Annotated in this window: 17 protein-coding genes; 12 read left to right on the top strand and 5 right to left on the bottom strand. The window is 67.5% G+C overall.

All coding sequences use genetic code 11. The features are described from left to right. Positions 1 to 290 precede the first annotated feature (290 nt). Positions 291 to 1,697, top strand: coding sequence for a cache domain-containing protein (locus AC1RWI_RS32690; protein WP_043350944.1), 1,407 nt, complete (start codon positions 291 to 293; stop codon positions 1,695 to 1,697). Positions 1,698 to 1,715: 18 nt separating this feature from the next. Continuing rightward, a complete protein-coding gene (locus AC1RWI_RS32685; protein ID WP_043350946.1) occupies positions 1,716 to 2,384 on the top strand; it encodes a response regulator in 669 nt (222 codons plus the stop codon). Between the two features lie 70 nt (positions 2,385 to 2,454). On the opposite strand, the gene AC1RWI_RS32680 is transcribed toward AC1RWI_RS32685, so the two are convergent. Beyond that, positions 2,455 to 4,311 carry a phosphoenolpyruvate carboxykinase (GTP) gene (locus tag AC1RWI_RS32680; RefSeq protein WP_043350949.1) on the bottom strand — a complete coding sequence of 619 codons (1,857 nt, stop codon included), beginning with the start codon at positions 4,309 to 4,311 and terminating at the stop codon, positions 2,455 to 2,457. 568 nt (positions 4,312 to 4,879) lie between these two features. Here AC1RWI_RS32680 and AC1RWI_RS32675 point away from each other — a divergent pair. The 10 genes from AC1RWI_RS32675 to AC1RWI_RS32630 all read left to right on the top strand — a co-directional run bounded on the left by AC1RWI_RS32675 (position 4,880) and on the right by AC1RWI_RS32630 (position 21,097). Continuing rightward, positions 4,880 to 5,893: a D-2-hydroxyacid dehydrogenase family protein gene (locus AC1RWI_RS32675; RefSeq protein WP_043350953.1), complete on the top strand. Its 1,014-nt coding sequence runs from the start codon at positions 4,880 to 4,882 to the stop codon at positions 5,891 to 5,893. 141 nt (positions 5,894 to 6,034) lie between these two features. Continuing rightward, complete coding sequence (locus AC1RWI_RS32670) at positions 6,035 to 7,210, top strand: MFS transporter (protein WP_043350957.1); 1,176 nt, start codon at positions 6,035 to 6,037, stop codon at positions 7,208 to 7,210. Between the two features lie 129 nt (positions 7,211 to 7,339). Next, positions 7,340 to 7,969, top strand: a complete 630-nt coding sequence (locus AC1RWI_RS32665; protein WP_492870408.1) for an MOSC domain-containing protein — start codon at positions 7,340 to 7,342, stop codon at positions 7,967 to 7,969. A gap of 197 nt (positions 7,970 to 8,166) precedes the next feature. Beyond that, entirely contained in the window at positions 8,167 to 9,420 is a 1,254-nt protein-coding gene (locus AC1RWI_RS32660) for an efflux RND transporter periplasmic adaptor subunit (protein ID WP_492870407.1), read from the top strand. A gap of 18 nt (positions 9,421 to 9,438) precedes the next feature. Continuing rightward, positions 9,439 to 12,636 (top strand): efflux RND transporter permease subunit, encoded by a 3,198-nt coding sequence (locus AC1RWI_RS32655; RefSeq protein ID WP_043350966.1) that lies wholly within the window; start codon positions 9,439 to 9,441, stop codon positions 12,634 to 12,636. A gap of 303 nt (positions 12,637 to 12,939) precedes the next feature. After that, on the top strand, positions 12,940 to 15,225 hold the full coding sequence (locus AC1RWI_RS32650; RefSeq protein ID WP_492870406.1) for a TonB-dependent hemoglobin/transferrin/lactoferrin family receptor: 2,286 nt from the start codon (positions 12,940 to 12,942) through the stop codon (positions 15,223 to 15,225). A 44-nt stretch (positions 15,226 to 15,269) separates the two neighbouring features. Beyond that, complete coding sequence (gene cobN, locus AC1RWI_RS32645) at positions 15,270 to 19,313, top strand: cobaltochelatase subunit CobN (protein ID WP_492870405.1); 4,044 nt, start codon at positions 15,270 to 15,272, stop codon at positions 19,311 to 19,313. A gap of 6 nt (positions 19,314 to 19,319) precedes the next feature. Continuing rightward, complete coding sequence (locus AC1RWI_RS32640; RefSeq protein WP_043350974.1) at positions 19,320 to 19,829, top strand: MotA/TolQ/ExbB proton channel family protein; 510 nt, start codon at positions 19,320 to 19,322, stop codon at positions 19,827 to 19,829. Then, the gene (locus AC1RWI_RS32635) at positions 19,826 to 20,146 is read left to right on the top strand and encodes a DUF2149 domain-containing protein (protein ID WP_492870404.1); all 321 of its coding nucleotides are present in this window, start codon (positions 19,826 to 19,828) and stop codon (positions 20,144 to 20,146) included. Before AC1RWI_RS32640 ends, AC1RWI_RS32635 begins: the two co-directional genes overlap by 4 nt. A 51-nt stretch (positions 20,147 to 20,197) precedes the next feature. Then, positions 20,198 to 21,097, top strand: a complete 900-nt coding sequence (locus AC1RWI_RS32630; RefSeq protein WP_492870403.1) for a ChaN family lipoprotein — start codon at positions 20,198 to 20,200, stop codon at positions 21,095 to 21,097. A 14-nt stretch (positions 21,098 to 21,111) separates the two neighbouring features. Here the strand turns inward: AC1RWI_RS32630 and AC1RWI_RS32625 are convergent, their stop codons facing one another. From AC1RWI_RS32625 to AC1RWI_RS32610, 4 genes are all read right to left on the bottom strand, one after another. Next, positions 21,112 to 22,563 carry a dihydrolipoyl dehydrogenase family protein gene (locus AC1RWI_RS32625; protein ID WP_043350980.1) on the bottom strand — a complete coding sequence of 484 codons (1,452 nt, stop codon included), beginning with the start codon at positions 22,561 to 22,563 and terminating at the stop codon, positions 21,112 to 21,114. An 80-nt stretch (positions 22,564 to 22,643) separates the two neighbouring features. After that, positions 22,644 to 23,573 carry a patatin-like phospholipase family protein gene (locus tag AC1RWI_RS32620; RefSeq protein ID WP_052494721.1) on the bottom strand — a complete coding sequence of 310 codons (930 nt, stop codon included), beginning with the start codon at positions 23,571 to 23,573 and terminating at the stop codon, positions 22,644 to 22,646. A gap of 55 nt (positions 23,574 to 23,628) precedes the next feature. Further along, complete coding sequence (locus AC1RWI_RS32615; protein ID WP_082054953.1) at positions 23,629 to 24,069, bottom strand: PaaI family thioesterase; 441 nt, start codon at positions 24,067 to 24,069, stop codon at positions 23,629 to 23,631. Between the two features lie 39 nt (positions 24,070 to 24,108). Beyond that, positions 24,109 to 25,167 (bottom strand): AbrB family transcriptional regulator, encoded by a 1,059-nt coding sequence (locus AC1RWI_RS32610; protein ID WP_043350987.1) that lies wholly within the window; start codon positions 25,165 to 25,167, stop codon positions 24,109 to 24,111. Positions 25,168 to 25,258 lie beyond the last annotated feature (91 nt).

Genomic DNA, 25,258 nt, shown 5'->3' with positions numbered 1-25,258 from the left:
GGGGTGGGTGGCGGGATGGTCCCTGCCATGTCTCCGTCGACGCCCGGTAAGTCTCGCAAGATCCGGATCTGGTCGTCGCAGGCGGGCGATGCAAACAGCATGACGCTAGCCGCACCCACTGCGCAGGACACATGCATTACGCCGCTTGCACGGCGCGCGCGCGTCCGGCGTGTAGTATTGACACCCGTCCCTGGCGGCACAAGCGCGGAACTACGCAGCGATGCTGCGTATTACTACGCAGATCGACGCTCGCATGCCGCTTGCGCGTCATCCGTGTTTACCCGGTCCCGATGAAACTCCGTCAGAAAATCCTGTTGTTGGCCGTCGCGCCGCTCGCTGTGGCCATGTTCGGCATCGCGCTGGCCGTGCGCTACCAAGCCACCCAGCTGGCAAGTCACGAGCGCGCCCTGGTCGAGGCGGCCTACCTGCAGAGCAAGGAGGTCGAGCTGCGCCACTACGTAGAACTGGCGCAAAGCGCGATCGCGCCGATGGTGCGCTCGGGCCACAACGATGCGGCCACCCGTGATGCCGCCATGCAGGCCCTGGCGCGCCTGGACTACGGCCCCGACGGCTACTTCTTTCTCTATGACCTGCAAGGCCGCAACCTGATGCACCCGCGCCAGCCTGAGCTGGTCGGACAGGATCTATGGAGCCTGCGAGACCCGCAGGGCGCGCTCACCATCCAGAAGCTGATCGCCGCAGCCCGCTCCGGCGGTGGGTCGGTGCGCTATATGTGGAGAAAGCCGTCCTCGCAGCAACTGGCCCCCAAGCTGGGCTACGTGGTCGCCGTGCCGGAGTGGAACTGGATGCTGGGCACCGGCATCTATCTCGACGACGTGGAGCGCACCCTGCGCCAGCTCGATGCGCGGGCGGAGACCGATATCCGCGAAACCATGGCGTGGATCGGGGTGATTGCCGCGATCAGCATCCTGCTGGTGGCCGCCAGCGGCCTGGCGCTCAATGTGAGCGAGCACCGCGAGGCCGACGCCAAGCTGCGGCAGCTGGCGCAGCGTGTGGTGCAGTCGCAGGAAGAGGAGCGCGCGCGGCTGTCGCGCGAGCTGCACGACGGCATCAGCCAGTTGCTGGTGTCGGTCAAGCTGCTGCTGGAGACAGCCGCCAACCGCCTGCGCATGGCCCCGGATCAAGGCCAGTCGGTGGCGCCCGTGCTCGGCACGGCGCTGGTCCGCCTGGATACGGTCTTCAACGAGGTGCGCCGGGTGGCGCGCAACCTGCGCCCTGCCCTGCTTGATGACCTTGGCCTGCTCGCCGCGCTGGAGCACCTGGCACGCGAGATGCAGGAAGGCAGCGGGCTGCGGATTTCCGTGTCGCACACGGGCAAGCCGCGCGAACTCGCCGACGAGCAGGCCACGGCCCTCTATCGCATCGCCCAGGAAGCACTGACCAATGTGGAGCGGCATGCGCATGCGCGCCATGTCACGCTGGTGCTGGCGTTCGATGCCAGCGCTACCCGGCTGACCGTGCAGGATGACGGCGCCGGCTTTGACGTGGCGCGCATGCAGCTCGATCCGAAGCGCGGCATCGGCCTGCGCAACCTGCGCGAGCGCATCGCCGCGCTGGGCGGCGAGTTTGATATCGTCTCCGGGCCGGGCTCGACCCGGTTGAGCGCGGTGGTGCCGGTGGTGCCGGCGCAGTCGGCCACACGCCACAACCCGGATTCGCCGGATTCGCCAGATTGACAAGGAAACCCCCCACTCATGACCTCCGCCCCCGCCCGCGTCCTGCTGATCGACGACCATGCGCTGGTGCGCGACGGCATGCGCATGCGCCTTGCCCTGCAGCCCGAGCTTGCGGTGGTGGGCGAAGCCGACGACGGCGAGGCCGCGCTGGCCTGGCTGGCGCGGGCCAGCGCCGAGCAGATGCCTGAACTGGTCATCACCGATATCGGCATGCGCGGCATGGGCGGCATCGCGCTGGCCGCCGCGCTGCATGAGGACTATCCGGAGCTGGCCGTGCTGATCGTGTCGATGCACGATAACCTCGAATACGTGCGCCAGGCGATTCGCGCCGGCGCGCGCGGCTATGTGCTCAAGGATGCGCCCGCCGACGAGCTGATGGCCGCCATTGCCGCGGTGCTGGCAGGCCGCGTCTTCTACAGCGCCCGCATTGCCCGCAGCATGGCCGAGCAAAGCCCGGCCGCCGGGCCGCTCGATGCGCTCACCCCGCGCGAGCGCGACATCTTCAACTGCATCGGCCGCGGCCAGGCCAACAAGGACATTGCCGCCGCGCTGGGCGTGTCGGTGCGCACCATCGAGACCCACCGGCTCAACCTGCGGCGCAAGCTGGGCATCGAAGGCCGCGCGGAGCTGGTGAAGTTCGCCGTGGAGCAAGGGAGCACGGAGGGCGGACCGGCCGGGTCCCAATGAAAAAAGCCCACCCCCGTTTGATGGAGTGGGCTTTGGCCTGTTCGACGGCTTCGGCGGATGTGCCTGTTATTTAGGCAGCCAGGCGCTTGGCCAGCGCGGACTTGGCATCCACCAGGGCTTGCGGCAGGTTGTGCTTGAGCTGCGTGAACAGCTCGTCATGCAGCGCCAGCTCCTGTTGCCAGGCGGCGCGATCGATCGAGGTGACCTGCTCGAACTGCTGCTTGGTGAAATCCAGGCCTTCCCAGTTCAGGTCCTCGAAGCCGGGCGAGGTGCCGAACACGTGGTCGGTGCCCTTGCCACGGCCTTCGACGCGGTCGATCATCCACGACAGCACGCGCATGTTCTCGCCAAAGCCCGGCCACACGAAGTTGCCGGCCTCATCCTTGCGGAACCAGTTGACGCAGTAGATGCCCGGCAGCTTGGCGCCTGACGCTTCCAGCTTCTTGCCCAGCGTCAGCCAGTGGCCAAAGTAGTCGCTCATGTTGTAGCCGCAGAACGGCAGCATGGCGAACGGGTCGCGGCGCACCACGCCTTGCTGGCCAGCGGCGGCGGCGGTGGTTTCCGAGCCCATGGTGGCGGCCATGTAGACGCCTTCGGTCCAGTTGCGAGCCTCGGTCACCAGCGGCACGGTGGTGGAGCGGCGGCCGCCGAAGATGAACGCATCGATGGCGACGCCAGCCGGGTTGTCCCAGTTATCGTCGATCGACGGGCACTGCACTGCGGGGGCGGTGAAGCGGGCGTTCGGGTGGGCAGCCTTGGCGCCGGTTTCCTTGGCGATGGCCGGGGTCCAGTCCTTGCCCTGCCAGTCGATCAGGCGCGCCGGGGCTTCCTTGCTCATGCCTTCCCACCACACGTCGCCGTCATCGGTCAGCGCCACGTTGGTGAAGATGACGTTTTCCTTCAGCGTAGCCATCGCGTTGAAGTTGGTCTTCTCGCTGGTGCCCGGGGCCACGCCGAAGTAGCCGGCTTCCGGGTTGATGGCGTACAGGCGGCCGTCCTGGCCCGGCTTGATCCAGGCGATGTCGTCGCCGATGGTGGTGACCTTCCAGCCTTCGAAGCCCTTGGGCGGGATCAGCATGGCGAAGTTGGTCTTGCCGCAGGCCGACGGGAACGCGGCGGCCACGTGGTACTTCTTGCCTTCCGGCGAGGTCACGCCCAGGATCAGCATGTGCTCGGCCAGCCAGCCCTCGTCGCGGCCCATGGTGGAAGCAATGCGCAGCGCGAAGCACTTCTTGCCCAGCAGGGCGTTGCCGCCGTAGCCCGAGCCATACGACCAGATTTCGCGCGTTTCCGGGAAATGGACGATGTACTTGGTCGGGTTGCACGGCCAGGCCACGTCTTTCTCGCCGGCAGCCAGCGGCTTGCCCACGGTGTGCACGCACGGCACGAACTCGCCATCGGTGCCCAGCACGTCGAACACGGCGCGGCCCATGCGGGTCATGATGCGCATATTGACGGCAACGTACGGCGAATCCGACAGTTCCACGCCGATGTGGGCGATCGGCGAGCCCAGCGGGCCCATCGAGAACGGCACCACGTACAGCGTGCGCCCGCGCATGCAGCCATCGAACAGGCCGGACAGCGTCTGGCGCATTTCAGCCGGTGCGGTCCAGTTGTTGGTGGCGCCGGCGTCTTCCTTCTTCTGCGAGCAGATGAAGGTGCGGTCTTCCACACGCGCCACGTCGGACGGGTCGGACAGCGCCAGGAACGAGTTCTTGCGCTTGGCCGGGTTCAGGCGCTTCATGGTGCCGGCGGCGACCATCTGCTCGCACAGGCGGTCGTACTCTTCCTGCGAGCCGTCGCACCAGTAGATATTGTCGGGTTTGGCGAGGGCCGCGAACTCGGCCACCCAGGCGACCAGCTTCTGGTGCTTGACCCAGGCCGGTACGTTGAGTGCGGGCGTGCCCTGCATGGCGGGGTGGTTCATACTGCTACTCCAAAGCGTAAAGGAAATCTTGCAAAGCCAGGCCGGTTGCCGCGGTCGGAAGACGGCTGGCAGCGCCCCATGACCTGGGCAGACCGCGGCAATTCGCCGCTGGTTCCGCACCGGGCCGGGTAGGGCGGCTCAGGCCAGGATCGTCACATCCCGTTACAACTGCGCAGCGACCGGAACTGCGCAAAAGGTCGCGACAAGCCCCGCTGCTGCGCTACAGTGGCGCTTCGCCTGTGGCAGGGCCGGGCAGGCTTTGTCCGGCGTGGCCCGGGTGACGGGAGCAAGGCTCGACCGACAATCTGGGGCGGCACCGGAACCGGCAAGGATACCACCGCCGCTCGCCGCTGTTTTTTGCTCCGCAGCAATGTTTGTGCGCGATTCCGGGCCATGCCGTATTGTCTCGTTTGTCTGTCCGCCGGCTCACTTTCGCGTCGCGCGGGATTGTTCCCGCTGCGTGCGGCACTCGGTGCGGTGTCGGGCGGCAGATGCTAAAACTATAACGTTGATGGGTGCGCGGCAATGTGGGTGTGCGCACCTTGCGATAGCCAAAATAGAGTTTCCGATGAAGATTGCCGTACTCGACGATTATCAGGATGCCGTTCGCAAGCTGTCGTGCTTCAGCCTGCTCGATGGCCATGACGTCAAGGTGTTCAACAACACCGTCAAGGGCGTTGGCCAGCTGGCGGCACGCCTGTCCGACGTGGAAGCCGTGGTGCTTATCCGCGAACGGTCGCGCATCAACCGGCAACTGCTGGAAAAACTCCCCAAACTCAAGATCATCAGCCAGACCGGGCGCGTTGGCGGCCATGTGGATGTCGAGGCTTGTACGGAGCGCGGCGTGGCGGTGCTTGAAGGCGCGGGCTCGCCCGTGGCCCCGGCCGAACTCACCTGGGCCCTGATCATGGCGGCCCAGCGCCGCATTCCCCAGTACGTGGCCAGCCTCAAGCATGGCGCCTGGCAGCAGTCCGGGCTCAAGTCCACCACCATGCCGCCCAACTTCGGCCTGGGCCAGGTGCTGCGCGGGCAGACGCTCGGGATCTGGGGCTACGGCAAGATCGGCAAGCTGCTGGCGGGCTACGGCCGCGCCTTCGGCATGAATGTGCTGGTATGGGGACGCGAGAACTCGCAGAAAGCCGCGCGCGAGGACGGCCTGGCCGTGGCCGAGTCGCAGGAGCAATTGTTTACCGACAGCGACGTGTTGTCGCTGCACCTGCGCCTGAGTGACGAGACCCGCGGGCTGGTCAAGCTGGCCGACTTCTCCCGCATGAAGCCCACCGCGCTGTTCGTCAACACCAGCCGCGCCGAGCTGGTCGAGGAAAACGCCCTGCTGGCCGCGCTCAACCGCGGCCGCCCCGGCATGGCGGCGGTCGATGTGTTCGAGTCCGAGCCCATCCTGCAGGGCCATGCCCTGCTGCGCATGGAAAACTGTATCTGCACGCCGCACCTGGGCTATGTCGAACGCGAAAGCTATGAGCTGTACTTCCGCATCGCTTTCCAGAACATCCTCGATGTGCTGAGCGGCAAGCATGACAGCATCGCCAATCCCAAGGCGCTGACCCCGGCGCTGTCGCGCTAAGCGCTAGCCCGCAGGCGCCCGCCCCGCAGGCGAGTGCGCTACGCTCAACGCGAACCGGGCAAAACCGCTACACTCGGACTTCCCGCGCGGCCTCTGGCCGCGTTTCTCGTCCTACCCACCGCCTTCTCCGCCCCCGTCGCCATGGATCCCAGGCTCATGATGCTGTGCCTTGGCAATTTTGTCATCGGTACCGGCGCGATGATCGTCACCGGCATGCTCAATGACATTGCCGGGGATTTCCAGCTTGGCGCCGGCACCGCAGGCCAGTTGATCTCCGTGTTCGCGCTGGCGACCTGCGTCGGCGCGCCCTTGTTCGCCACGCTAGGCTCGCGCATCGACCGCCGGCAGCTGCTGGCGGGCTCATTGCTGGTCTATGCCGCGATGCACCTGGCCGCGGCCTTCGCGCCGAGCTTTGCCAGCCTGATGGCGATCCGCTTGCTGAGCGCGATCGGCGCGGCCATCTTCACCCCGCAAGCCGCCGCCACCCTGCCGTTGCTGGTCAACGCGCAGACGCGCGGGCGCGCCATCAGCTTTGTCTTCCTGGGCTGGAGCGTGGCCAGCGTGGTGGGCGTGCCAATGGGGACGTGGATCGCCAGCACGCTGGGCTGGCGCTTCAGCATGGGGTTGGTGGGTTTGCTGGCGCTGGGCGCGTCGGTGGGTGTGTGGCGGGCCTTGCCGCCGCGGCTGTATGTGGAACCGGCGGGCCGGGCAGCCTGGGGCGCGGTGCTGCGGCACACGCCGATGGTGCTGGTGGTGGCCACCACCATGATCCAGTCGGCCGGGATGTTCACGCTGTTTACTTATATTGCCCCGCTGCTGCGCGACGTGCATGGCATCAGCGGCGGCGCGCTCAGCCTGATGTTCCTGGCTTACGGCGCCTGCGGCGTTAGCGGCAATGTGCTGGCGGCGTCGCGCATGGACCGGGCCACGCCCGCGCGCATCGTTCAGGCCGCCATGCTGACCTCGCTGGCGGCCATGCTGCTGTGGCCGCTGGCGACACTGGGGCCGGTGGCGCTGGTGCTGATCTTCATGCTGTGGGGTGTTGGCGGCTTTGCCACCAACAGCGCGCAGCAGGCGCGGCTGGTAGCGCTGGCGCCGGAGCGCGCGGCGGTATCGATTTCGCTGAACTCGTCTTCCATCTACCTCGGCCAGGCCCTGGGCGCGATGGGCGGTGCGGCGATCTACGCGACCGCTGGCGCCGACTCCCTGCACTGGGGGGCGGCAGCGCTGATGCTGCTGGCGCTGGTGGTGTCGCAGCGTGCTCGGGTGCTGGGGCAGCGCTGGTGCCTGCGCGAGACGGCGCGGCAGCAGGCCTGAGCCAGCCGGCTCACCAACCCGCTGGACAGAGCCGCCAGCCGTGCGGCGCCGCACACGCTGCAGCCGCTTGATACCTCTGTTTGGAAAACCCCGGCGCTAAGATGAGGGACACAGGATCAAGGAGACGGCATGAGCATATCCAACGGCATGCGCCTCATCGCCATCGGCGTTGGCAAGGCGGTCCCGCTATTCGTAGCGGCGGTGGGCACCGAGGCGGTGGTGATGTCCGGGATCCGCAAGCATCCGCTCAGCACCTTGCTGCACCCACTGTCGGTGGCGGTGCGCCCGCTGGGGCTGGCGGGCGACGAACAGGCTGACCTGAGCGTGCACGGCGGCCTGGACAAGGCGCTCTACGCCTACCCGGCCGAACACTACGCCTGGTGGAACGCGCGCCGCCGGGAAGCGCGGCTGCCCGAGGCCGAGAAGCCGCTCGTGCCCGGCGCCATGGGCGAAAACCTGACCCTGGAGGGCGTGCTCGAGACCGATCTGTGGGTGGGGGACCTGCTGCGCATTGGCGACGTCGTGCTCCGGGTGGAGTCGCCACGCCAGCCCTGCTACAAGTTCAACGCCGTGATGGGCTACCGCCATGCCATCAAGCATATGGTGCAAAGCGGCTATTCCGGCATTTACCTGAGCGTGGTCACCCCCGGCGATCTCCAGGCCGGCGCCGCGGTGGTCATCGAGCCGGGACCGCGCGATGTGTCGATAGAAAGCATCAACACCCGGCAACGCAATGGCCGCCAGACCCCGCTTTTCTGATAATGTTTGGCTCTCGATACAAGCAGGCTCCTTCCGCGCTGTAATAGTTTGTAATGGCGTGGATTGCGCGGGCACTGGCCTTCAACGCCCCTGATCCTGTACTACTAGCGGTTTTCCGCAGCGCGGCACCGGTTTCCCAGAAGGCCGGGCCACCGGGGAGCGGGCGCATTTTGCGCGCACTGTAAGAGAGTCCTCACATGAAAACGAACGGGATCGACCAGGCCAAGGGCTTCGTCGACGCTAAGTGGAGTTTTTCCACGGGTACCGGCAAGGGTGTTTCGCCCTGGTTGCTCGGCGCGGTCTTGATCGCGCTGGCTGCTGGCGGATGGTTCGGCTGGCGTGCCTGGACGGCGCCCAAGCCGGCGGCCAAGGCGCCGCCCGTTGTGGTGGTGGCCACCGCCACGGTGCAGCAGGGCGACGTGCCGCTGCGGGTGACGGCCAACGGCACGGTGAGCGCGCTCGCCACGGTCGAGATCCGCCCGCAAGTGTCCAGCACCGTGCGCACAGTGCATATCAAGGAAGGCCAGACGGTCAAGCCGGGCGACCTGCTCTTCACGCTGGACACCCGCATGGACGAGGCCAACCTCGCCAAGGCGCAAGCCCAGTTGATGCGCGACCAGGCCGACCTCTCCGATGCCCGCCGCACGCTGGTGCGCAGCAATGAATTGCTGCAGCGCAATTTCATCTCCAGGAGCGCGGTGGATACGGCCCAGGCCAAGGTCGATGGCTTCGAGGCGACCATCCGCGCCGACCAGGCCGCCATCGAGGCCAGCCGCGTGGCGGTCAGCTATGGCGCCATCCGCGCGACCATCGGCGGGCGCACCGGCGTGATCAACATGTTCCCCGGCTCGCTGGTGCTGCCCAACAGCGCGCTGCCGATGGTCACCATCGCCCAGGTGCAGCCGATTGCCGTTACCTTCACCTTGCCCGAGCGCCAGCTCGCCGCGCTGCGCCAGGCCCTGCACGCCGGCCCTGTTGCCGTGACCGCGCTGCCCAACGACGGCAGCAAGACCCCCGTGACCGGCAAGATCAGCTTTGTGGATAACACGGTGGACCCGCAGTACGGCAGCATCCGCGTCAAGGCGCAGTTCGACAACGACGAGCAGCGCCTGTGGCCAGGGACGTATGCCAACGTGGACGCCGTGGTGCAGACCTTGAAGAACGCGCTGTCGGTGCCGCCGCAGGCGGTGGTGACGGGGCCGGAAGGCCGCTTTGTCTACGCCGTGCAGGCGGACAACCGCGTCAAGCCGATGCCGGTGAAGGTGCAGGTCTCCACCGCCAGCGCCGCCGTGATCGAGGGCGTGCCGCCCGGCACACGCGTGGTGGTGGAAGGCGCGCAGAACCTGCGCGCCGGCAGCATGGTGCGGGAAGCGACGCGCGCGGCCAAGGCCGGCGCGGCAAGCGCTGCCGCCGCCGCCGATGCCAACACCAACGCCAACGCCAGGCATTGAGCCCAGGGCACTGACACCATGACCCTGTCCGAGCTTTGTATCCGCCGCCCGGTGATGACGATCCTGCTATGCCTGGCAGTGATCGTCACCGGCATCGCGCTCTACCCCACCATCCCGATCGCGGCGTTGCCGTCGTTCAACTCGCCGGTGATCCAGGTCACGGCCACCTTGCCCGGGGCCAGCCCCGAGACCATGGCGGCCTCGGTGGCGACCCAGCTGGAAAAGCAGTTCGCCACCATTCCCGGCGTGTCGGTGATCAGCTCGTCGAACACGCTCGGCAACTCCAGCATCACCATCGAGTTCAACAACGACCGCGACATCGACGCCGCGGCCGTGGACGTGCAAGCGGCCCTGTTCCGCGCGCAGCGCGCGCTGCCGATCGAAATGACGGTGCCGCCGTCGTACCGCAAGGTCAACCCGGCCGATGCGCCGGTGCTGCTGCTGGCGATCAACTCGCCGGCCATGAGCCTGGCCGAGCTCAACGCCTTCGGCGACAACCTGATCTCGCCCAGCCTGGCCACCTTGCCAGGCGTGGCGCAGGTGCAGGTGTTCGGGCAAAAGCGTTTCGCCGTGCGCGTGCGCGCGCACCCGGACGCGCTTGCCGCGCGCGGCCTCACGCTGGATGAGCTGGCCACGGCGCTCAACCGTGCCAACGCCAATACACCGGTCGGCACGCTGGACGGTGCGCGCCAGACGCTCACCATCCAGGCCAACCGCCAGCTTGCCAGCGCCGACGCGTTTCGCAACATCATCGTGGCCAGCCAGCCCAGCGGCGCGCTGGTGCGGCTGTCTGACGTGGCCGAAGTGGAAGACAGCGTCGAGACCATCAAGACCGGCAGCTGGCTCAACAACGAGCGCTCGATCGTGCTGGCCGTGCTGCGCCAGCCGGATGCCAATACGGTGGCGGTGGTGGACGCCATCAAGAACGCGCTGCCGCGCCTGATCCAGCAGATGCCGGATTCGGTCAACGTGGCGGTGGTCAACGACCGCTCGCAGTCGATCCGCGAATCCATCCACGACGTGCAGTTCACGCTGGCGCTGACCGTCGGGCTGGTGGTGATGGTGATTTTCCTGTTCCTGCGCCGCGCCGCCGCCACGCTGATTCCCACCTTGTCGCTGCCGATCTCGCTGATCGGCACGGTGGCGCTGATGAAGGCCTTCGGCTACAGCCTGGACAATGTCTCGCTGCTGGCCATCACGCTCGCCGTGGGCTTGGTGGTGGACGACGCCATCGTGATGCTGGAAAACATCGTGCGCCATATCGAGGAGGGCGTGCCGCCGCTCAAGGCCGCGCTGGTCGGCTCGCGCGAGATGGGTTTCACCATCCTCTCGATCTCGATCTCGCTGGTGGCGGTGTTCATCCCCATCTTCTTCATGCCGGGCGTGATCGGCTTGCTGTTCCACGAGTTCGCAGCAGTGGTCTCGCTGGCCATTCTGGTATCGGCGCTGGTGTCGCTCACGCTGATCCCGATGCTGTGCGCGCGCTTCCTGTCGGCCGAGAACGTGCCGATCGACGAGTCGCAACATGCCTATGGCGACCACGCGGATGCCGGCCACGCGCCGGCCATCGTACAGAAGCAGACCATCGGGCTGCGCTCCACCCAGTGGTTCGAGAACCTGTTCGAATTCACGCTCCACCGCTATGCGCGCGGGCTTGACTGGTGCCTGGCGCACCGCAAGTCGGTACTGGCGGTGGCCGGCCTGACCTTCGTGCTGACCGCGGTGCTGTTCGTGATGATCCCCAAGGGCTTCTTCCCGGAAGAAGACATCGGGCAGATCCAGGTCAATGCCGAAGGCCCGCAGGATATTTCCTTCGACGCCATGGCCGACCGCCTGCGCGATGCGGCAGAGCGCATGCGCAAGAACCCAGCGGTGCGCAGCATCGTGATCTCGATTGGTGGCGGGCCCTCCCCCGCCATCAACACGGGCCGCATGTTCATCGAGCTCAAGCCGCTGGGCGAGCGCCCCAAGATGGCCAAGGTGGTGGAGTCTTTGCGCAAGGACGTCTCGGGCATCGCCGGCCTGGCCGTCTACTTCTCGCCGGTGCAGAACCTGCGCCTGGGCGGGCGCCAGAGCAAGAGCCGCTACCAGTACACGCTGCAAAGCGTGAAGGCCGGCCAGCTGCAGGAGTACTCCGACAAGCTGATGGGCAAGATGCGCGCCGATACGCTGTTCCGCGATGTCACCAGCGATTCGCAGCAGTCGGGCCTGGAAGCGCAGCTGTCGATTGACCGCGACAAGGCCAACGCGCTGGGCGTGCAGATCCAGGACGTGCGCCAGGCGCTGTACTCCGCCTTTGGTGAGCGCCAGGTGTCCACCATCTACACGCCGATCGACAACTACTACGTGATCCTGCAGGCGGCCGATATCGACCGTGCCGACGAGACCGCGTTCTCCAAGATCTACGTGCGCAGCAAGACCGGGCAGATGGTGCCGATCTCAGCCTTCGCCACTACCGAGCGCCGGGTCGGGCCGATTGCCGTGAACCACCAGGGCCAGCTACCCTCGGTGACGGTGTCGTTCAACCTCGCGCCGGGTGCGGCGCTGGGCGCGGCCTCCGCCAAGATCGATGCCTACAAGCAAGAGATCGCCATGCCTGGCTCGATCTTCACGAGCTGGGGCGGCGATGCGGCGGTGTTCCAGTCGTCCCAGGCTACGCAGGTGCTGCTGCTGGTGGCAGCGCTCGCGGTGATCTACACGCTGCTGGGCGTGCTGTATGAGAGCTACATCCACCCGCTGACCATCCTGGCCGGCCTGCCGTCCGCAGCCGTTGGTGCGCTGCTGACGCTCTTCCTCTTCGACGTGGAGCTGTCGCTGATCGCCACCATCGGCGTGCTGATGCTGATCGGGATCGTCAAGAAAAACGCCATCATGATGATCGACTTCGCGCTGGCGGCGCAGCGCGAGCAGGGCATGGCCCCGGCGCGCGCGATCCGGCAGGCCTGCCTGCTGCGCTTCCGCCCGATCATGATGACGACCTTCGCCGCCGTGATGGGCGCGTTGCCGCTGGCGCTCGGCCTGGGCGCGGGCGCCGAGCTGCGCCAGCCGCTGGGCCTGGCGGTGGTGGGCGGCCTGCTGTTCTCGCAGGTGATCACGCTGTTCATCACGCCGGTGATCTATCTGGCGCTCGATCGGTTCTCGGGCACCGGCCCGCTGCAGATCGACGAGCAAGGCAATCGCCTGCCGGCCCTGGTGGGCGGGGAGGCTGCGCACTGAGCGTGCTGCCGTAGCCAATCGCGACGCCTCGGGGGCGGTGCCGGATCGGTTGGCACCGCCCTTTTTGTTTCGGCATCGTTTCGGCATCGTTCCGGCTTCGTTGCCGCATTGCCACTAATCGCGGCGCTTTGTACGCAGGCGCATGGATTGTGGTGATCCATGCTTTACAAATGGTTACTTATTGATAATAATTCGCATTCTCAATAATGCGTGACCGGGTTCGCCGAGTCACGCCTGACCACGCGAGCGAGCCACAGTTTTCGCACTAGCCAGCCAGCGTTCCGCTTTCTTTGGGGAAATTCCATGAAACGCCGCTGTCTGGCGCGCTTGCGCGCCTCTGCCTCTATCCGGGCCACGCCCATAGCCGCCGTTTGCGCTGCCCTCGGCGGCCCCGTCCTGGCTGCCGAGCCGGCCGCCGATCCGGCCCGCCACTTAAGCGAGGTGGTGGTCACCGCCACTCGCACCGAGGAGCGCGCCGACGCCGTCGCCTCCACCATCACCGCCATCGACGCCAGCCGGATCGAACGCGCCCAGCCCGCTGACGAGGCCGCCCTGTTCGCCGATGAGCCCGATATCGACGTGCCCCGTGACCGCCGCCGCTTTGGCGCCGGCAGCATCAATATCCGCGGCATCGAAGACAACCGTGTGCTGCTGATGGTCGACGGCGTGCGCCTGCCCGACTACTACAACGGCGGCGGCCCATCCAACCTGTCCAGCGCCACGCGCGACGCGCCCGAGTTCTCTTTCCTCAAGCGGGTCGAGGTGCTGCGCGGGCCGGCTTCCAGCCTGTACGGCTCGGACGCCATCGGCGGCGTGGTGTCGTACGTCACCAAGAATCCCGAGGACATCATGCGCGGGCGCGCGGTGGGAGGCGAAGCCGGCCTGTCGTGGAACGGCATCGACCGCAGCTTCGGCCAGACCGCGGGCGTGGCCGGCGGCAACGAGACCATCAAGGGCTTGTTCATGTACGCGCACCGCAAGGGGCACGAAGTGCAGAGCATGGGTGGCAACGACACCACGTCGACCGGCCGCACCAAGGCCAATCCGCAGAACAGCGAGACCAACGCCTGGCTCGGCAAGATCGTGCTCGACCCCGCCGCGGGCCATCGCTTCAAGCTGACTTACGAGCATCGCGACAACGACACCTTCACCGATATCCGCCGGCTATCCACCGCGCTGCCGCGCGTGACCTCCGCCAACGGCACCGAGGACCTGTCGCGCAACCGCGTCAGCCTGGACTACGAATGGAAGCCGGCCAGCCGCGTCATCGATCGCCTGAGCGCGGCGGTGTTCTACCAGGAGAGCGAGTCCAACACCGTGACCAACCAGGTACGCAGCCGCACCAGTTCGGGTTGCTCGGGCTCCACCGCGGGCACCAGCCTGTGTGACGTCAACCTGCTGTTCGGTTTTCGCCAGCAGCAGACCGGCTTCAACGTGCAGGCCGACAAGTCGTTCAACACCGGCGTTGTTGGCCACCGCCTGATCACCGGCGTGGACTTCCTGCGTACCCAGACCAGCGAGATGCGCGACGGCACCACCTACAACCGCACCACCGGCGTGGTGTCCAAATCGCTGGCCGGCGACAACTTCCCGATCCACGATTTTCCCAAGGGCGAAACGCGCCAGACCGGCATCTTCGTGCAGGACGAACTGCAGTTCGCCGGCGGCCGCTTCACGCTCACGCCGGGCCTGCGCTTTGACCACTACTCGCTCGGCCCGGACGACGACAAGCTCTACAACAGCGTGGCTTCCAAGCCCGCCACCAGCAAGAGCGATTCGGCGCTGTCGCCCAAGCTCTCCGCGCTGTGGCAAGCCACCGACCGCATCAACCTGTGGGCCCAGTACGTATTCGGATACCGCGCGCCCAACTACCAGGAGATCAACGGCAGCTTCCGCAACACCATCCAGGGCTACGGCGCCGCGCCCAATGGCGACCTGAACCCGGAGAAGAGCCGCTCGTTCGAAATCGGCGCGCGCTATACGGATGAGCGCGTGCAGACCAGCGTCGCGGTGTTCGACAACCGCTACAAGGACTTCATCGAGCAAGTCGCGCTGCGCTGCCCGTCGGACCCAGCTTGCCTTGCCGGCCTGCGCGCGACGTACCAGTACCGCAACCAGAGCAGCGTGCGCATCTACGGCGCCGAGTGGCGCGGCAGCTACCGCTTCCTGCCGCAATGGCGAGTGGACAGCGCCGTGGCCTACGCGCACGGCAACAACGAGCAGACCGGCCAGCCCCTCAACAGCGTCTCGCCGCTGCGCGCCAGCGCCGCGCTGACGTGGGAGCGCGGCAGCAGCAGCCAGGGCCAGGGCGCAAGCCTGCGCTGGCGCGGCGCGCGCGCCGTGACGCGCACCGACGACACCGCCTTCGCCTACTTCAAGCCGGGCGGCTATGGCGTGGCCGATATCCAGGGCTGGTGGCGCTTTAACCGCTACGCCAGCCTGGTGCTGTCGGTGAACAACGTGTTCGACAAGAAGTACTGGCTGTGGGGCGATGTGCGCCAAGGCAGCGTGGCCGCCAGCGAGCCGGGCCTGGACTTCTATACGCAGCCGGGACGTACCTTTGCCGCCAGCGTGAAGCTGTCGTTCTGACCGGAGGCGAATCGACCGACATGTCCCCACAAGATAAAACCACGATGCGGATTCTCCGTGCGCTGTGCCTGCTGTGGATAACCTGGCTGGTGCTCGGCATGCAGCCAGCGTCGGCAGCGCCGCGCATCGCGGTGCTGACCACCTCGCCGGTGCCCGCCGGCAAGTTCGAGCCGCTGCAGGCCATGGCGCGCGCGCACGGCATGACGCTGGACGCGCGCTACCTGGAGCGCATGAGCGCGCAGGATATCGCGCCGTTTATTGACGGCGCCGGCCTGCTGATCCTGGATGCGCCGCGCGACCATATCGTCACCGAGATGCTGGCCAAGCTTGGGCCGCTGTGGACCAACGCGCGCGTGCCGCGCCTGCTGATTGCCACTGACCGCTTCGATGCACACGGCGTGGATAGCGCGCTGGGCGCGAAGCTGCAGGCGTACTACGTCAACGGCGGCCGCGCCAACTTCGACGCGATGATGCGCACACTGGCCGCGCAGCAGTTCAAGCTGCATGCGGACAACGCCATTCCCGCGCCGGTTGTTTTCCCCAAGGCCGCCTACTACCACCCGCGGCTCGCCAGCGTGGTCACCGCATCGCCAGACGACGCGCTCAAGGTGTCCGGCCATGCGGGCGAGCCGGTGATCGGCGTCGCCATCCACCAGGCCTACGTGTCGGGGCTGGACAGCGCCTTCATCGACGACCTGATCACGCGCATCGAAGCGCACGGCGCGCGCGCGCTGGTGTTCTACAGCGGCGTAATGGATGCGCACGGTGTGCTGCGCATGGCCGCGCCCGGCGGCAAGCGCATCGTCGACGTGCTCATCAACGGCCAGATCATGCTCAACGCGGCAGGCCGCAAGGCGGAGTTCGAAACGCTCGGCATCCCGGTGCTGCAGGTCATGCCCTATCGCAAGGGCGACGCGCAGGACTGGGAGCGCGACCCGCACGGCATCAGCCTTACCGACACGCCCTTCTACCTCGTGCAGCCCGAGCTGGCCGGGGTGAGCGATCCCATGCTGGCCGCCGCCACCTCGCACAAGGACGGCAGTATCGTCAGCCTGCCGGCGCAGCTCGATGCCGTGGCGGACAAGGCGCTGGCGCTCACGCGCCTGCAGCGCACGCCGAACGCCGACAAGCGCGTGGCGATCCTGTTCTACAACTATCCGGCGGGCGAGAAGAACCTGTCGGCATCGTTTCTCAACCTGCCGCGCAGCCTGTCGTCCACGCTGGCCGCATTGCATGCGGCCGGCTACCGTACCGACGCTGCCGATGCGCTCGCGCTGCAGCGCGATCTGGGTGCATTGCTCGCCCCCTTCTATCGCGATGGACAGCTCGCCGCGCTGCTCGACGCGGATCGCGCGGTGTGGATGCCGATGGCGCAATACCGCCGCTGGTACGACGCGCAACCTGCGGCGTTTCGCGCCGAGGTCAGCGCGCGCTGGGGCGAACCCGAAGCCTCGTCGATGGCGATCAGGCGCAACGGGGTGGCCGGCTTCGCCATCCCGCGCCTGCAGCTCGGCAACGTCACGCTGATGCCGGTCCCGCCACGCGGCGAGCGCGACGAAGCCGCCGAGAAAGCGCTCTATCACGCCACCAAGACGCCGCTTAACCATTTCTACATGGCGGCCTACCTGTGGGCGCGCGAGGGGCGCGAGGCGCTGGTGCACTACGGCACCCACGGCACGCAGGAGTGGACGCCGGGCAAGGAGCGCGGCCTGTCCGTGACCGACCAGCCCTACATGGTGCTCGGCAGCGTGCCGGTGATCTATCCCTACATCGTCGATGACGTGGGCGAGGCGCTGCAGGCCAAGCGCCGCGGCCGCGCCACCATCGTCAGCCACCAGACGCCGCCGTTCAAGCCGGCGGGCCTGCACACCGATCTGTCGGCGCTGCACGACCAGTTGCACAACTACCTGCAACAGGACGACGGCGCAGTGAAGGACACGCTGCGCGAGGACATCCTCAAGCGCAGCGCGCGCATGCACCTGCTCGACGACATGGGCTGGCCGCAAGCCCGTGCGAGCGCGCAGTTTGCCGAATACCTCGATGCGCTGCACACGCATCTGCACGAGCTAGCCGGTGCGTTGCAGCCCTACGGCCTGCATACGTTCGGCCAGTCGCAGGATCCCGAGCTGCGGCTGTACACGGTGATGGCCATGCTCGGGCAAGCGTGGCTCAAGCGCGTGTTTCCCGACGAGCCGGAAGAACTGTTCGCGCTCGACTACAAACAGCTCGCGCAATCGGCGCCGTACGCCATGCTGCGCAAGTACGTGATCGACGGTGCGCCGCTGGCCAACCTTGCCGACGCCAGACAGCGCGAAGACATGCAGCGTGCGCGCACGCTGTACGCTAGCCTGGATGCCGCGCCGGAGAGCGAATCCATGCTCACCGCGCTGGCGGGTCGCTACGTGCTGGCGGGCACCGGCGGCGACCCGGTGCGCAATCCCGACGCACTGCCGACCGGGCGCAACCTGTATGGGTTCGATCCCTCGAAGGTACCGAGCCGCGAAGCGTGGCAGGCCGGCCAGGCCGCGGCCGAGAGCATGATTGCCGACTGGCGCAAGCGCCACGGCAAATGGCCCACCAAGCTGGCCTTCTCGCTGTGGAGCGTGGAGACCATGCGCCATCAGGGCATGCTGGAGGCGCAGGCGATGGCCGCCATGGGCATCCGCCCGAAGTGGGACGGCGGCGCCCGCGTGGTCGGCGTGGAAGCGATTCCCGCCGCCGAGCTCAAGCGGCCGCGCGTGGACGTGGTGCTGTCCGCGACCGGCCTCTATCGCGATCACTTCCCCAACCTGATCAAGTGGCTGGCCGAAGCGGTCAAGCTCGCCGCCGCGCAGCCCGAGCCCGACAACGCCGTTGCCGCCAGCACGCGCGCGGTCAGCGCGCGGCTGGCGCAACTCAAGGCTGCGGACATGACCCCGGAGCGCATCGAGTCGCTGGCGCTCACGCGCATCTTCGCCAGCGAGACCGGCAACTATGGCACGGGACTGAACGACGCCACGCTGGCCAGCGACAGCTTCGGCAGCGGCAAGGAAGCGGACGCCAAGCTGGCCAAGCTCTATCTCGCGCGCATGCAATACGGCTATGGGCCCGACGAGAAGACGTGGGGCGAGAAACTGCCACAACTGAATCTCTACGCGGAGAATCTCAAGGGCGTGGAGGGCGCGCTGCTGGCGCGCAGCTCCAACCTGTACGGCATGCTGACTACCGACGATCCTTTCCAGTATCTCGGTGGCATCGGCCTGGCCGTGCGCCACCTGACGGGCAAGGCGCCGGAGCTGCTGATCTCCAACCTGCGCGATGCGAACAGTGCGCGCACGGAAACGGCGGCGTCCTTCCTTGCCACCGAACTGCGCACGCGTTATTTCCATCCGGGCTGGATCGAAGGCATGAAGGCCGAAGGCTATGGCGGCGCGCTCAACGTGCTCGATACCGTGAACAATTTCTGGGGCTGGACCGCGGTCGCGCCGGAGATTGTGCGCGACGACCAGTGGACCGAGTTCGCCGAGGTCTACGTCAAGGACAAGCACAAGCTCGGCCTGGACGCATGGTTCGAGAAGAATGCGCCACAGGCCCAGGCGCAGGTAATCGAGCGCATGCTGGAAGCCGCGCGCAAGGGCTACTGGAATGCCGATCCCGAGATGCTCAAGACGCTGGCCGACAGGTGGCAGGCGCTGTCGCGGCGCCACGATATCCGCAGCGACAACCGCAGCTTCAATCGCTACGTGCAGCAGCGGGCCACGGCGCCCGGCGCCGCGGGCTACGGCATGCAGGCTCCCGCGGCACCGCCCGCCGGCGCGCCGAAGGCAGCAGCCCCGCAGGCAGCGCCACGTCCTGCCCGGCAGCAAGCGCAGGCGCAACCCAAGCCACAACCCAAGCCGCAACCCGAGCCCAAGGCACAGCCGCAAACGGTGCCGGTGCAAGGCATGCAACTGGTCGAGAAAAGGCCTCCCGCGGCGGCTCTCGTCCCCGTGCTGTCGTGGCTTGCCGGCGGCATCGCACTGGCCGGCGCCATGCTGGGCGGCGCCCTCAGCGCGCGCCGCCGCGCTGGCGCCGCGCTTGTCTTCCAAAAACAATCCGAAACCCGCTGAGGCATCATGACTCCTACCCTGCTTGAAACCCTGATGTACGACGTCGGCCAGTTGTTCCTGTTTCCGACGCTGGCTCTGATCGGGCTGCTGTTCCTGTACGCCTTCTGGGCGCTCGGCGAGTTCGCCACGCAAGGCTGGCAACGCCGCCGTCACGGCATCGAGACAGGGCGCGGCTATGTGCTGGTGGCGTTCGCCCTGCGCCACCGCATCCAGGACCCGGACACGCTTGACGTCACCGCGCACCGCCTGCTGGAGTGGCCGCGCATTGCCACGCGCGTCGCGCCGATGCTAGGGCTGGTGGCCACCATGATCCCGATGGGGCCTGCGCTCAAGGGCCTGTCCGGCGGCAACCTCGCCAACGTGGGCGAGAACCTCACCATCGCGTTTTCCGCGGTGATTCTCGCGCTGATCGCTGCCAGCATCACCTTCTGGGTGGTCAACGTGCGCCGCCGCTGGCTCGCCGAGGAACTGGTGTGGCTGGGCAAGCATCAGCCGCAGTGGGAGGTGGACGCATGAAGTTCCTGGAGGAGAGCGAGGCCGATGATCCCATCCTGTCGGTGGTCAACCTGATCGACGTGTTCCTGGTGGTGATCGCCGCGTTGCTGGTGGCCATCGCACAGAACCCGATGAACCCGTTTACACACGCGGACGTCACCATCATTACCAATCCCGGCAAGCCCGACATGGAGATCGTCTCCAAGCAGGGCGAGAAGGTCGTGCGCTACCAGGCCAGCGGCCAGGTCGGCAGCGGCGACGGCACCAAGGCAGGCGTGGCGTACCGGTTGCAGGATGGCTCGATGGTGTATGTGCCGGAAGCCGCGGCCACGCGGTAAAACTGCGCAATAATGAGCACGAGCGAGCCATCGCAACCAGGATATTTAGTCATGCAGATTCGTCACAGCGTTGCCAGCCTAGCCAGCTTTGTCCCTACCCGCGCCGCCGGACTGGCGCTCGCCGCCGCCATGTTCGCTGCGCTCGCCGGTTGCGCGGGCACGCCGCCAGCCGCCGTGGCTGGCGATGTCGCGCATCAGTTCACCGGCAAGACCTATGTGCTGCTGGGCGAGGTCCACGACAACGCCGATGGGCAAAAGCGGCGCCTGCTGGCGTTGTCGGACGCACTGGCAGCCGGCTGGCGCCCGGCCATCGCGATGGAACAGTTCGACCGCGAGCGCCAGGCCGATATCGATCGCGCCCGCCGCGAGCGGCCCGGCGATGCGGCGTATGTCGTGGCGCAGGCGGGTGGCAAGAGCTGGCAGTGGGAGCTTTACACGCCGGTGGTGGCGCTGGCCTTGCGCTACGACCTGCCGCTGGTGGCGGCCAACCTGTCGCGCGCGGATGCGGGCAAGATCGTGCGCGGCGGGCTGGATGGCGTGTTCGATGCGACGCAGCGCAAGCGCCTCGGCCTCGCCGCGCCCTTGCCCGTGGACGTGGTGACCGAGCAGACCGCGGTGCTCGACCGTGGCCACTGCGGCAATTTCCCCAAGGCCATGCTGCCCGGCATGCTGGACGCGCAGGCCGCGCGCGATGCGGTCATGGCGGCCGCCATGCGCGAGTACGCCGACCGCGGCGCGGTGCTGATTGCCGGCAACGGCCACGTGCGGCGCGATGTGGGCGCGCCGCGCTGGCTCGCCGCCGAGCCGGGCGCGATCTACAGCGTGGGTTACCTGGAGCAGGCCAGCGGCCACGAGATCGGTGCCTATGACCGCGTGGTGCTGGTGCCGGTGCACAAGCGGCCCGATCCGTGCGAGGGCGCCAAGCCGGCGGCGATGGCCGAGCCGGCCTGAATCCGGCCGCGCGCCTAGCCGAACAGCTCCTCTGCCACGGTGGGATGCAGCTGCACCGTGGTCTGCAGGTGCGACAGCTTGACCCCGAGCCGCACCGCCACGGCAAACGCCTGCATGATCTCGGGGGCGGCGTTGTCCATCATGTGCGCGCCCAGCACGCGCCCGCTGCGCGCATTCACCACCAGCTTGACCATCGAGGCCTGCTCGCTGCCGGCAAAGCGATTCTCCAGCGAGACGAAGCGGCGTACCACGGTGTGGATGCGCTCCGGCTTGCCAGCTGCCGCGATGGCCGCATGCTCGGTCAGTCCCACGCTGCCGATGGCCGGCTCGCAGAATACCGCCGTTGGCACCAGGTCGAAATCCGCGCGGTCGCCGCGGCGGCCGAACAGCCGGTCGGCCAGCCAGCGGCCCTGGGCGCCGGCCACCGGCGTGAGGTGCAGGCCGTCGATGACATCGCCAATGGCATGGATCGAGCGCACCTTGGTGCGCAACGAGCGGTCCACCTGGATGCCGCCCTTCTGCGTTTTCGCGATGCCCAGCGCCTCCAGGCCGAGCCCATCCCAATGCGGGTCGCGCCCGATCGCCGCCAGCGCTGCCTGCGCGCGCACGGTCTGGATGCGGTCATTGCCATGCTGCCGGTAGCACACGTCGATGGCCCCGTTGGCCTGGTTCAGCAGCGTCACCTCGGCATTGAAATGCAGGCGTACGCCCTTGGCGGCGAGCGCCTCGGCCAGCGCCTCGGCCACTTCGTGGTCAAAGCGTGCCAGCAGGCGTTCCTCGCGCACCAGCATCTCCACCTTGACGCCATAGCGTGACAGGATCGAGGCTTGCTCCACCGCCACGTAGCCGCTGCCGATCACCACCAGCGAGGCTGGCAGGCTTTGCCAGGTGAAGACGTCGTCCGAGGTGCAGGCCAGCTCGCCACCCGGCACCGGCAACGCACGCGGCCGTGCGCCGGTGGCAATCAGGATGCGTTTGGCGCGGATGGTCTCGGCGCCCACCTGTACCTGGTCGGCGGCGCTTACCGTGGCGTCGCCGCGCAGCAACTCCACGCCGGCTTGCTGCAGCCGGTGCGTGTAGGCCACGTGCAGCCGCGCCATTTCGGCGTTGACGCGCACAATGGCATCGCTCCAGTCTTCCTTGCCACCGGTGTGCGAAAGGCAGCCCGACAGGACGGCCGCGAGGCTGGCGCCATACGAGAGCATTTTCTTGGGCACGCAGCCCCGGTTGATGCAGGTGCCGCCGATCGCGTCGCGCTCCACCAGCACCACGCGCGCGCCCAGCGTGGCCGCGCGCCGCGCAGCCGCCACGCCGCCCGAGCCGGCGCCGATCACCACGAAATCCGCTTCGCGCTGCGCGCCGGGCTTGCGCCTGCCACGGCGGGGAACATGCTCGACAGCCTGCTCGGTGCTGGCCCTGCGGGCGCTCTGACGCTCGGTCGTGGATCTTGCCTGGCGTTTCGTCATCAATGCCTCCTGTGGCGGCGCGAAGGCCGCATTGCACATCGTGATGACGGAGCCGCGAGCACGGCCGGCGCGCGGGAGCGCTAGCCGGCGGTGCCAAGCTCCGTCTTCATGACAGACGGCCAGTCGCGTAAAAAGGTTTCCCCGTCGCGCCGGCCGAGTTCGTAGGCACCGATCATCGCGCCGGGCTGGGTGTAGTCCCAGCTCGAGATCGGAACCCGTTGCGAAGGTTGCAGGTAGAGCCGGCGCTGCGCGCCGTGTTGCAGGACAAAGCGGCGCGGGCGCGGATAGAGCCGCGTCACCAGCACCAGCACATTGCCGGGCGTTGCGTCGAGCGCGTCGACCGGCACATTGTCGACCATGCCGCCATCCAGCACGGGCCGGCCGTCGCGCCGCAGCACCGGCGTGAAGGGCGGGGTCGAGGACGATTGCAGCAGCAGGTCCGCCAGCTGCTCGGGCGAGCCGCAGTCCTGCGCGCGCACGAACTCGGGATGAAACCCCAGCTTGCGGCCCAGGCGCGGGTGCAAGGTCTTGAGCCAGTGTTTCTCGATGTTGTAGGCGACCAGCCCGGCCATCACCGCCAGCCGCGGGCCGCTCCAGCGCGGGATGTGGGCCACGCCGATGCGGATCTCCGGCGCCGTCTTCAGGTTTGCCAGGCGGCCCTCGCCGAAGATGTTCAGCAGCGCGGTGCGGTAGATGCCGTAATGCGGAAACACGCGCTGCTTGCTCAGCAGGTTGCCCCAGTACGCATTGCGCCGGTTGCCGGCAAGCACCTCGCCGTAGTACGCCATCACCTGGCGCGAGTCGTGCGTATAAATCATGCACGCCGTGGCGGCCCCGGCCGAGATCCCCGCGATGACGCGCGGGCGCAGCCCCAGCTCGGGCGCCACCGTATCCCACCATCCCGCCTGCCACCAGCAGCGGTTGCCGCCGCCGGCAAACACCACCTGGTCGAACGGCGAGGCGGTGGCGGGCTGGATAGGGGCAGGCGTCAGGCTGCGGGGCTCATGCATGGAGATAGCTTGGGAGATTGCGTGCAATTTGGCGTGCAATCGGGTGATGCGCTGCTCACAGCAGCGCGTAAGTGGTGGTGGCCTGCACGGCCAGCTTGCCGTCGGTGCCGGTCAGCTCGATCTCGCCGAACACCACGGTCCTGCCCAGGCGCAGCACCTTGGCGCGCACCAGCACATCGCCCTCGATCACCGGGCGCATGAAGTTGGTGGTGAGCGTGACGGTGGTCATCGGCCTGAAGGCGCCAAGTGCATTGGCGACGGCCACGATCATGGCGGTATCGGCCGCGGACATCAGCACCTGGCCGCACACCACGCCACCCGCATGACGAAATGATTCGTCAAAAGGCAGGCGCAGCGTTACGCCCTGTGCATCAACGAGCTCGGCACGCAACCCGAGCTGGCGCACCCATGGTGCCAGTACCCGCTGCAGGGTGTGGTCTATATCGGCAAGCGTGAAGCCGGATTCCGGCGTTGGTTCTAGCGTTGGCTCTGGCATGGCACGCCCGTTTGTCTGGGATGAGGCCGGGCCGGGTTGCTATTCCGTCTCCTGCGGCGCGGCACGATGTTTGAGCCAATGATACAGGGGGCCGGTGCACAGCACCACGAAGGCCATCCGGATCACGTGGAAGGCGGTGACCAGGGGCACGCCAAGCTCCAGCACCTTGGCCGTGATGCACATCTCAGCGATGCCGCCGGGCGTGGTGCCAAGGATGGCGGTGGCGGGATGCACGCCGGACAACGCCGACAGGCCCCAGCCGAACAGCGCGGAGAGCACCAGCGCCGCCAGCGTGTACACCGCCACGCCGCCGAGAAAGCGCGGCGCGGTATGGAGGAAGTCGCGCGAGAAACGCGCGCCCAGCGACACGCCGATCATCAGCTGGCCGGCGCGGCTCATCCACGTGGGGATGGCGGACAGCTCGAAGCCCGAGGCGGTCAGCACGGCGGCCGCCAGCAGTGTGCCGATCACGAAGGGATTGGGCAGGTTGAAGTGCCTGAGCACCAGCGCCACGCTGACCGTGATCGCGATCAGCACGGGCAGCCACAGGTAGTCCACCGTGCGTGGCCCGGGCACGTACGGGTCAAGGCCGTGGATGCCGCCGTACTGGAGGAGCGCGGGCACGGCCACCACCACCATCAGCACGCGCAGCGAATGCGCGGCCGCCACCTGGTCGATGCGCGCGCCGTTGCGCTCGGCCAGGTTGGCCATCTCCGACGCGCCGCCGATGGCGGTGGAGAAGTACGCTGTCTTGAACGCCACGCCGGTGGTCTTGCGCAGTACCCAGGCGCCGCCGCAGCCGAGCAGCAGCGCAAACAGCGAGCCTGCGACGATATACGGCAGGAACTCGATCAGCCGCGCCACCACGTCGGACGTGAAGTAAAGGCCGAGCGAGGTGCCAATGGCCCACTGCCCGGCATTGCGCGCCTGCGTGGGCGCGCGCAGGTCGGCGCCGCGCATGCGCGCGATGGCGACCGCCAGCAGCGGGCCGATCATCCATGGCAGCGGGGTGTGCAGCAGCGTGCAAACGAGCGCGGCGGCCAGGCCGAGCAGCAGCGTCAAGAGGACCGGACGCCAGCGGTGAAGGACAGAGGGCATGTTGCAGCGGCCTGGCTATTGCGCCAAAGCCATCTGAATTGACGACAGTGTTTACTCCCTCTCCCCTCAGGGGGAGAGGGTTGGGGAGAGG

This window comes from Cupriavidus sp. MPR-AND1C, assembly GCF_058809705.1.
The sequence above is the reverse complement of the archived record's forward strand: the minus strand, read 5'-3'. Positions and strand labels throughout refer to the sequence as shown.

Excerpts from the sequence above, each read along its gene's own strand:
- AC1RWI_RS32690 (WP_043350944.1), top strand. The coding sequence starts at position 291 with ATGAAACTCCGTCAGAAAATCCTGTTGTTGGCCGTCGCGCCGCTCGCT.
- AC1RWI_RS32685 (WP_043350946.1), top strand. The coding sequence starts at position 1,716 with ATGACCTCCGCCCCCGCCCGCGTCCTGCTGATCGACGACCATGCGCTG.
- AC1RWI_RS32680 (WP_043350949.1), bottom strand. The coding sequence starts at position 4,311 with ATGAACCACCCCGCCATGCAGGGCACGCCCGCACTCAACGTACCGGCC.
- AC1RWI_RS32675 (WP_043350953.1), top strand. The coding sequence starts at position 4,880 with ATGAAGATTGCCGTACTCGACGATTATCAGGATGCCGTTCGCAAGCTG.
- AC1RWI_RS32670 (WP_043350957.1), top strand. The coding sequence starts at position 6,035 with ATGGATCCCAGGCTCATGATGCTGTGCCTTGGCAATTTTGTCATCGGT.
- AC1RWI_RS32665 (WP_492870408.1), top strand. The coding sequence starts at position 7,340 with ATGAGCATATCCAACGGCATGCGCCTCATCGCCATCGGCGTTGGCAAG.
- AC1RWI_RS32660 (WP_492870407.1), top strand. The coding sequence starts at position 8,167 with ATGAAAACGAACGGGATCGACCAGGCCAAGGGCTTCGTCGACGCTAAG.
- AC1RWI_RS32655 (WP_043350966.1), top strand. The coding sequence starts at position 9,439 with ATGACCCTGTCCGAGCTTTGTATCCGCCGCCCGGTGATGACGATCCTG.
- AC1RWI_RS32650 (WP_492870406.1), top strand. The coding sequence starts at position 12,940 with ATGAAACGCCGCTGTCTGGCGCGCTTGCGCGCCTCTGCCTCTATCCGG.
- cobN (WP_492870405.1), top strand. The coding sequence starts at position 15,270 with ATGCGGATTCTCCGTGCGCTGTGCCTGCTGTGGATAACCTGGCTGGTG.
- AC1RWI_RS32640 (WP_043350974.1), top strand. The coding sequence starts at position 19,320 with ATGACTCCTACCCTGCTTGAAACCCTGATGTACGACGTCGGCCAGTTG.
- AC1RWI_RS32635 (WP_492870404.1), top strand. The coding sequence starts at position 19,826 with ATGAAGTTCCTGGAGGAGAGCGAGGCCGATGATCCCATCCTGTCGGTG.
- AC1RWI_RS32630 (WP_492870403.1), top strand. The coding sequence starts at position 20,198 with ATGCAGATTCGTCACAGCGTTGCCAGCCTAGCCAGCTTTGTCCCTACC.
- AC1RWI_RS32625 (WP_043350980.1), bottom strand. The coding sequence starts at position 22,563 with ATGACGAAACGCCAGGCAAGATCCACGACCGAGCGTCAGAGCGCCCGC.
- AC1RWI_RS32620 (WP_052494721.1), bottom strand. The coding sequence starts at position 23,573 with ATGCATGAGCCCCGCAGCCTGACGCCTGCCCCTATCCAGCCCGCCACC.
- AC1RWI_RS32615 (WP_082054953.1), bottom strand. The coding sequence starts at position 24,069 with ATGCCAGAGCCAACGCTAGAACCAACGCCGGAATCCGGCTTCACGCTT.
- AC1RWI_RS32610 (WP_043350987.1), bottom strand. The coding sequence starts at position 25,167 with ATGCCCTCTGTCCTTCACCGCTGGCGTCCGGTCCTCTTGACGCTGCTG.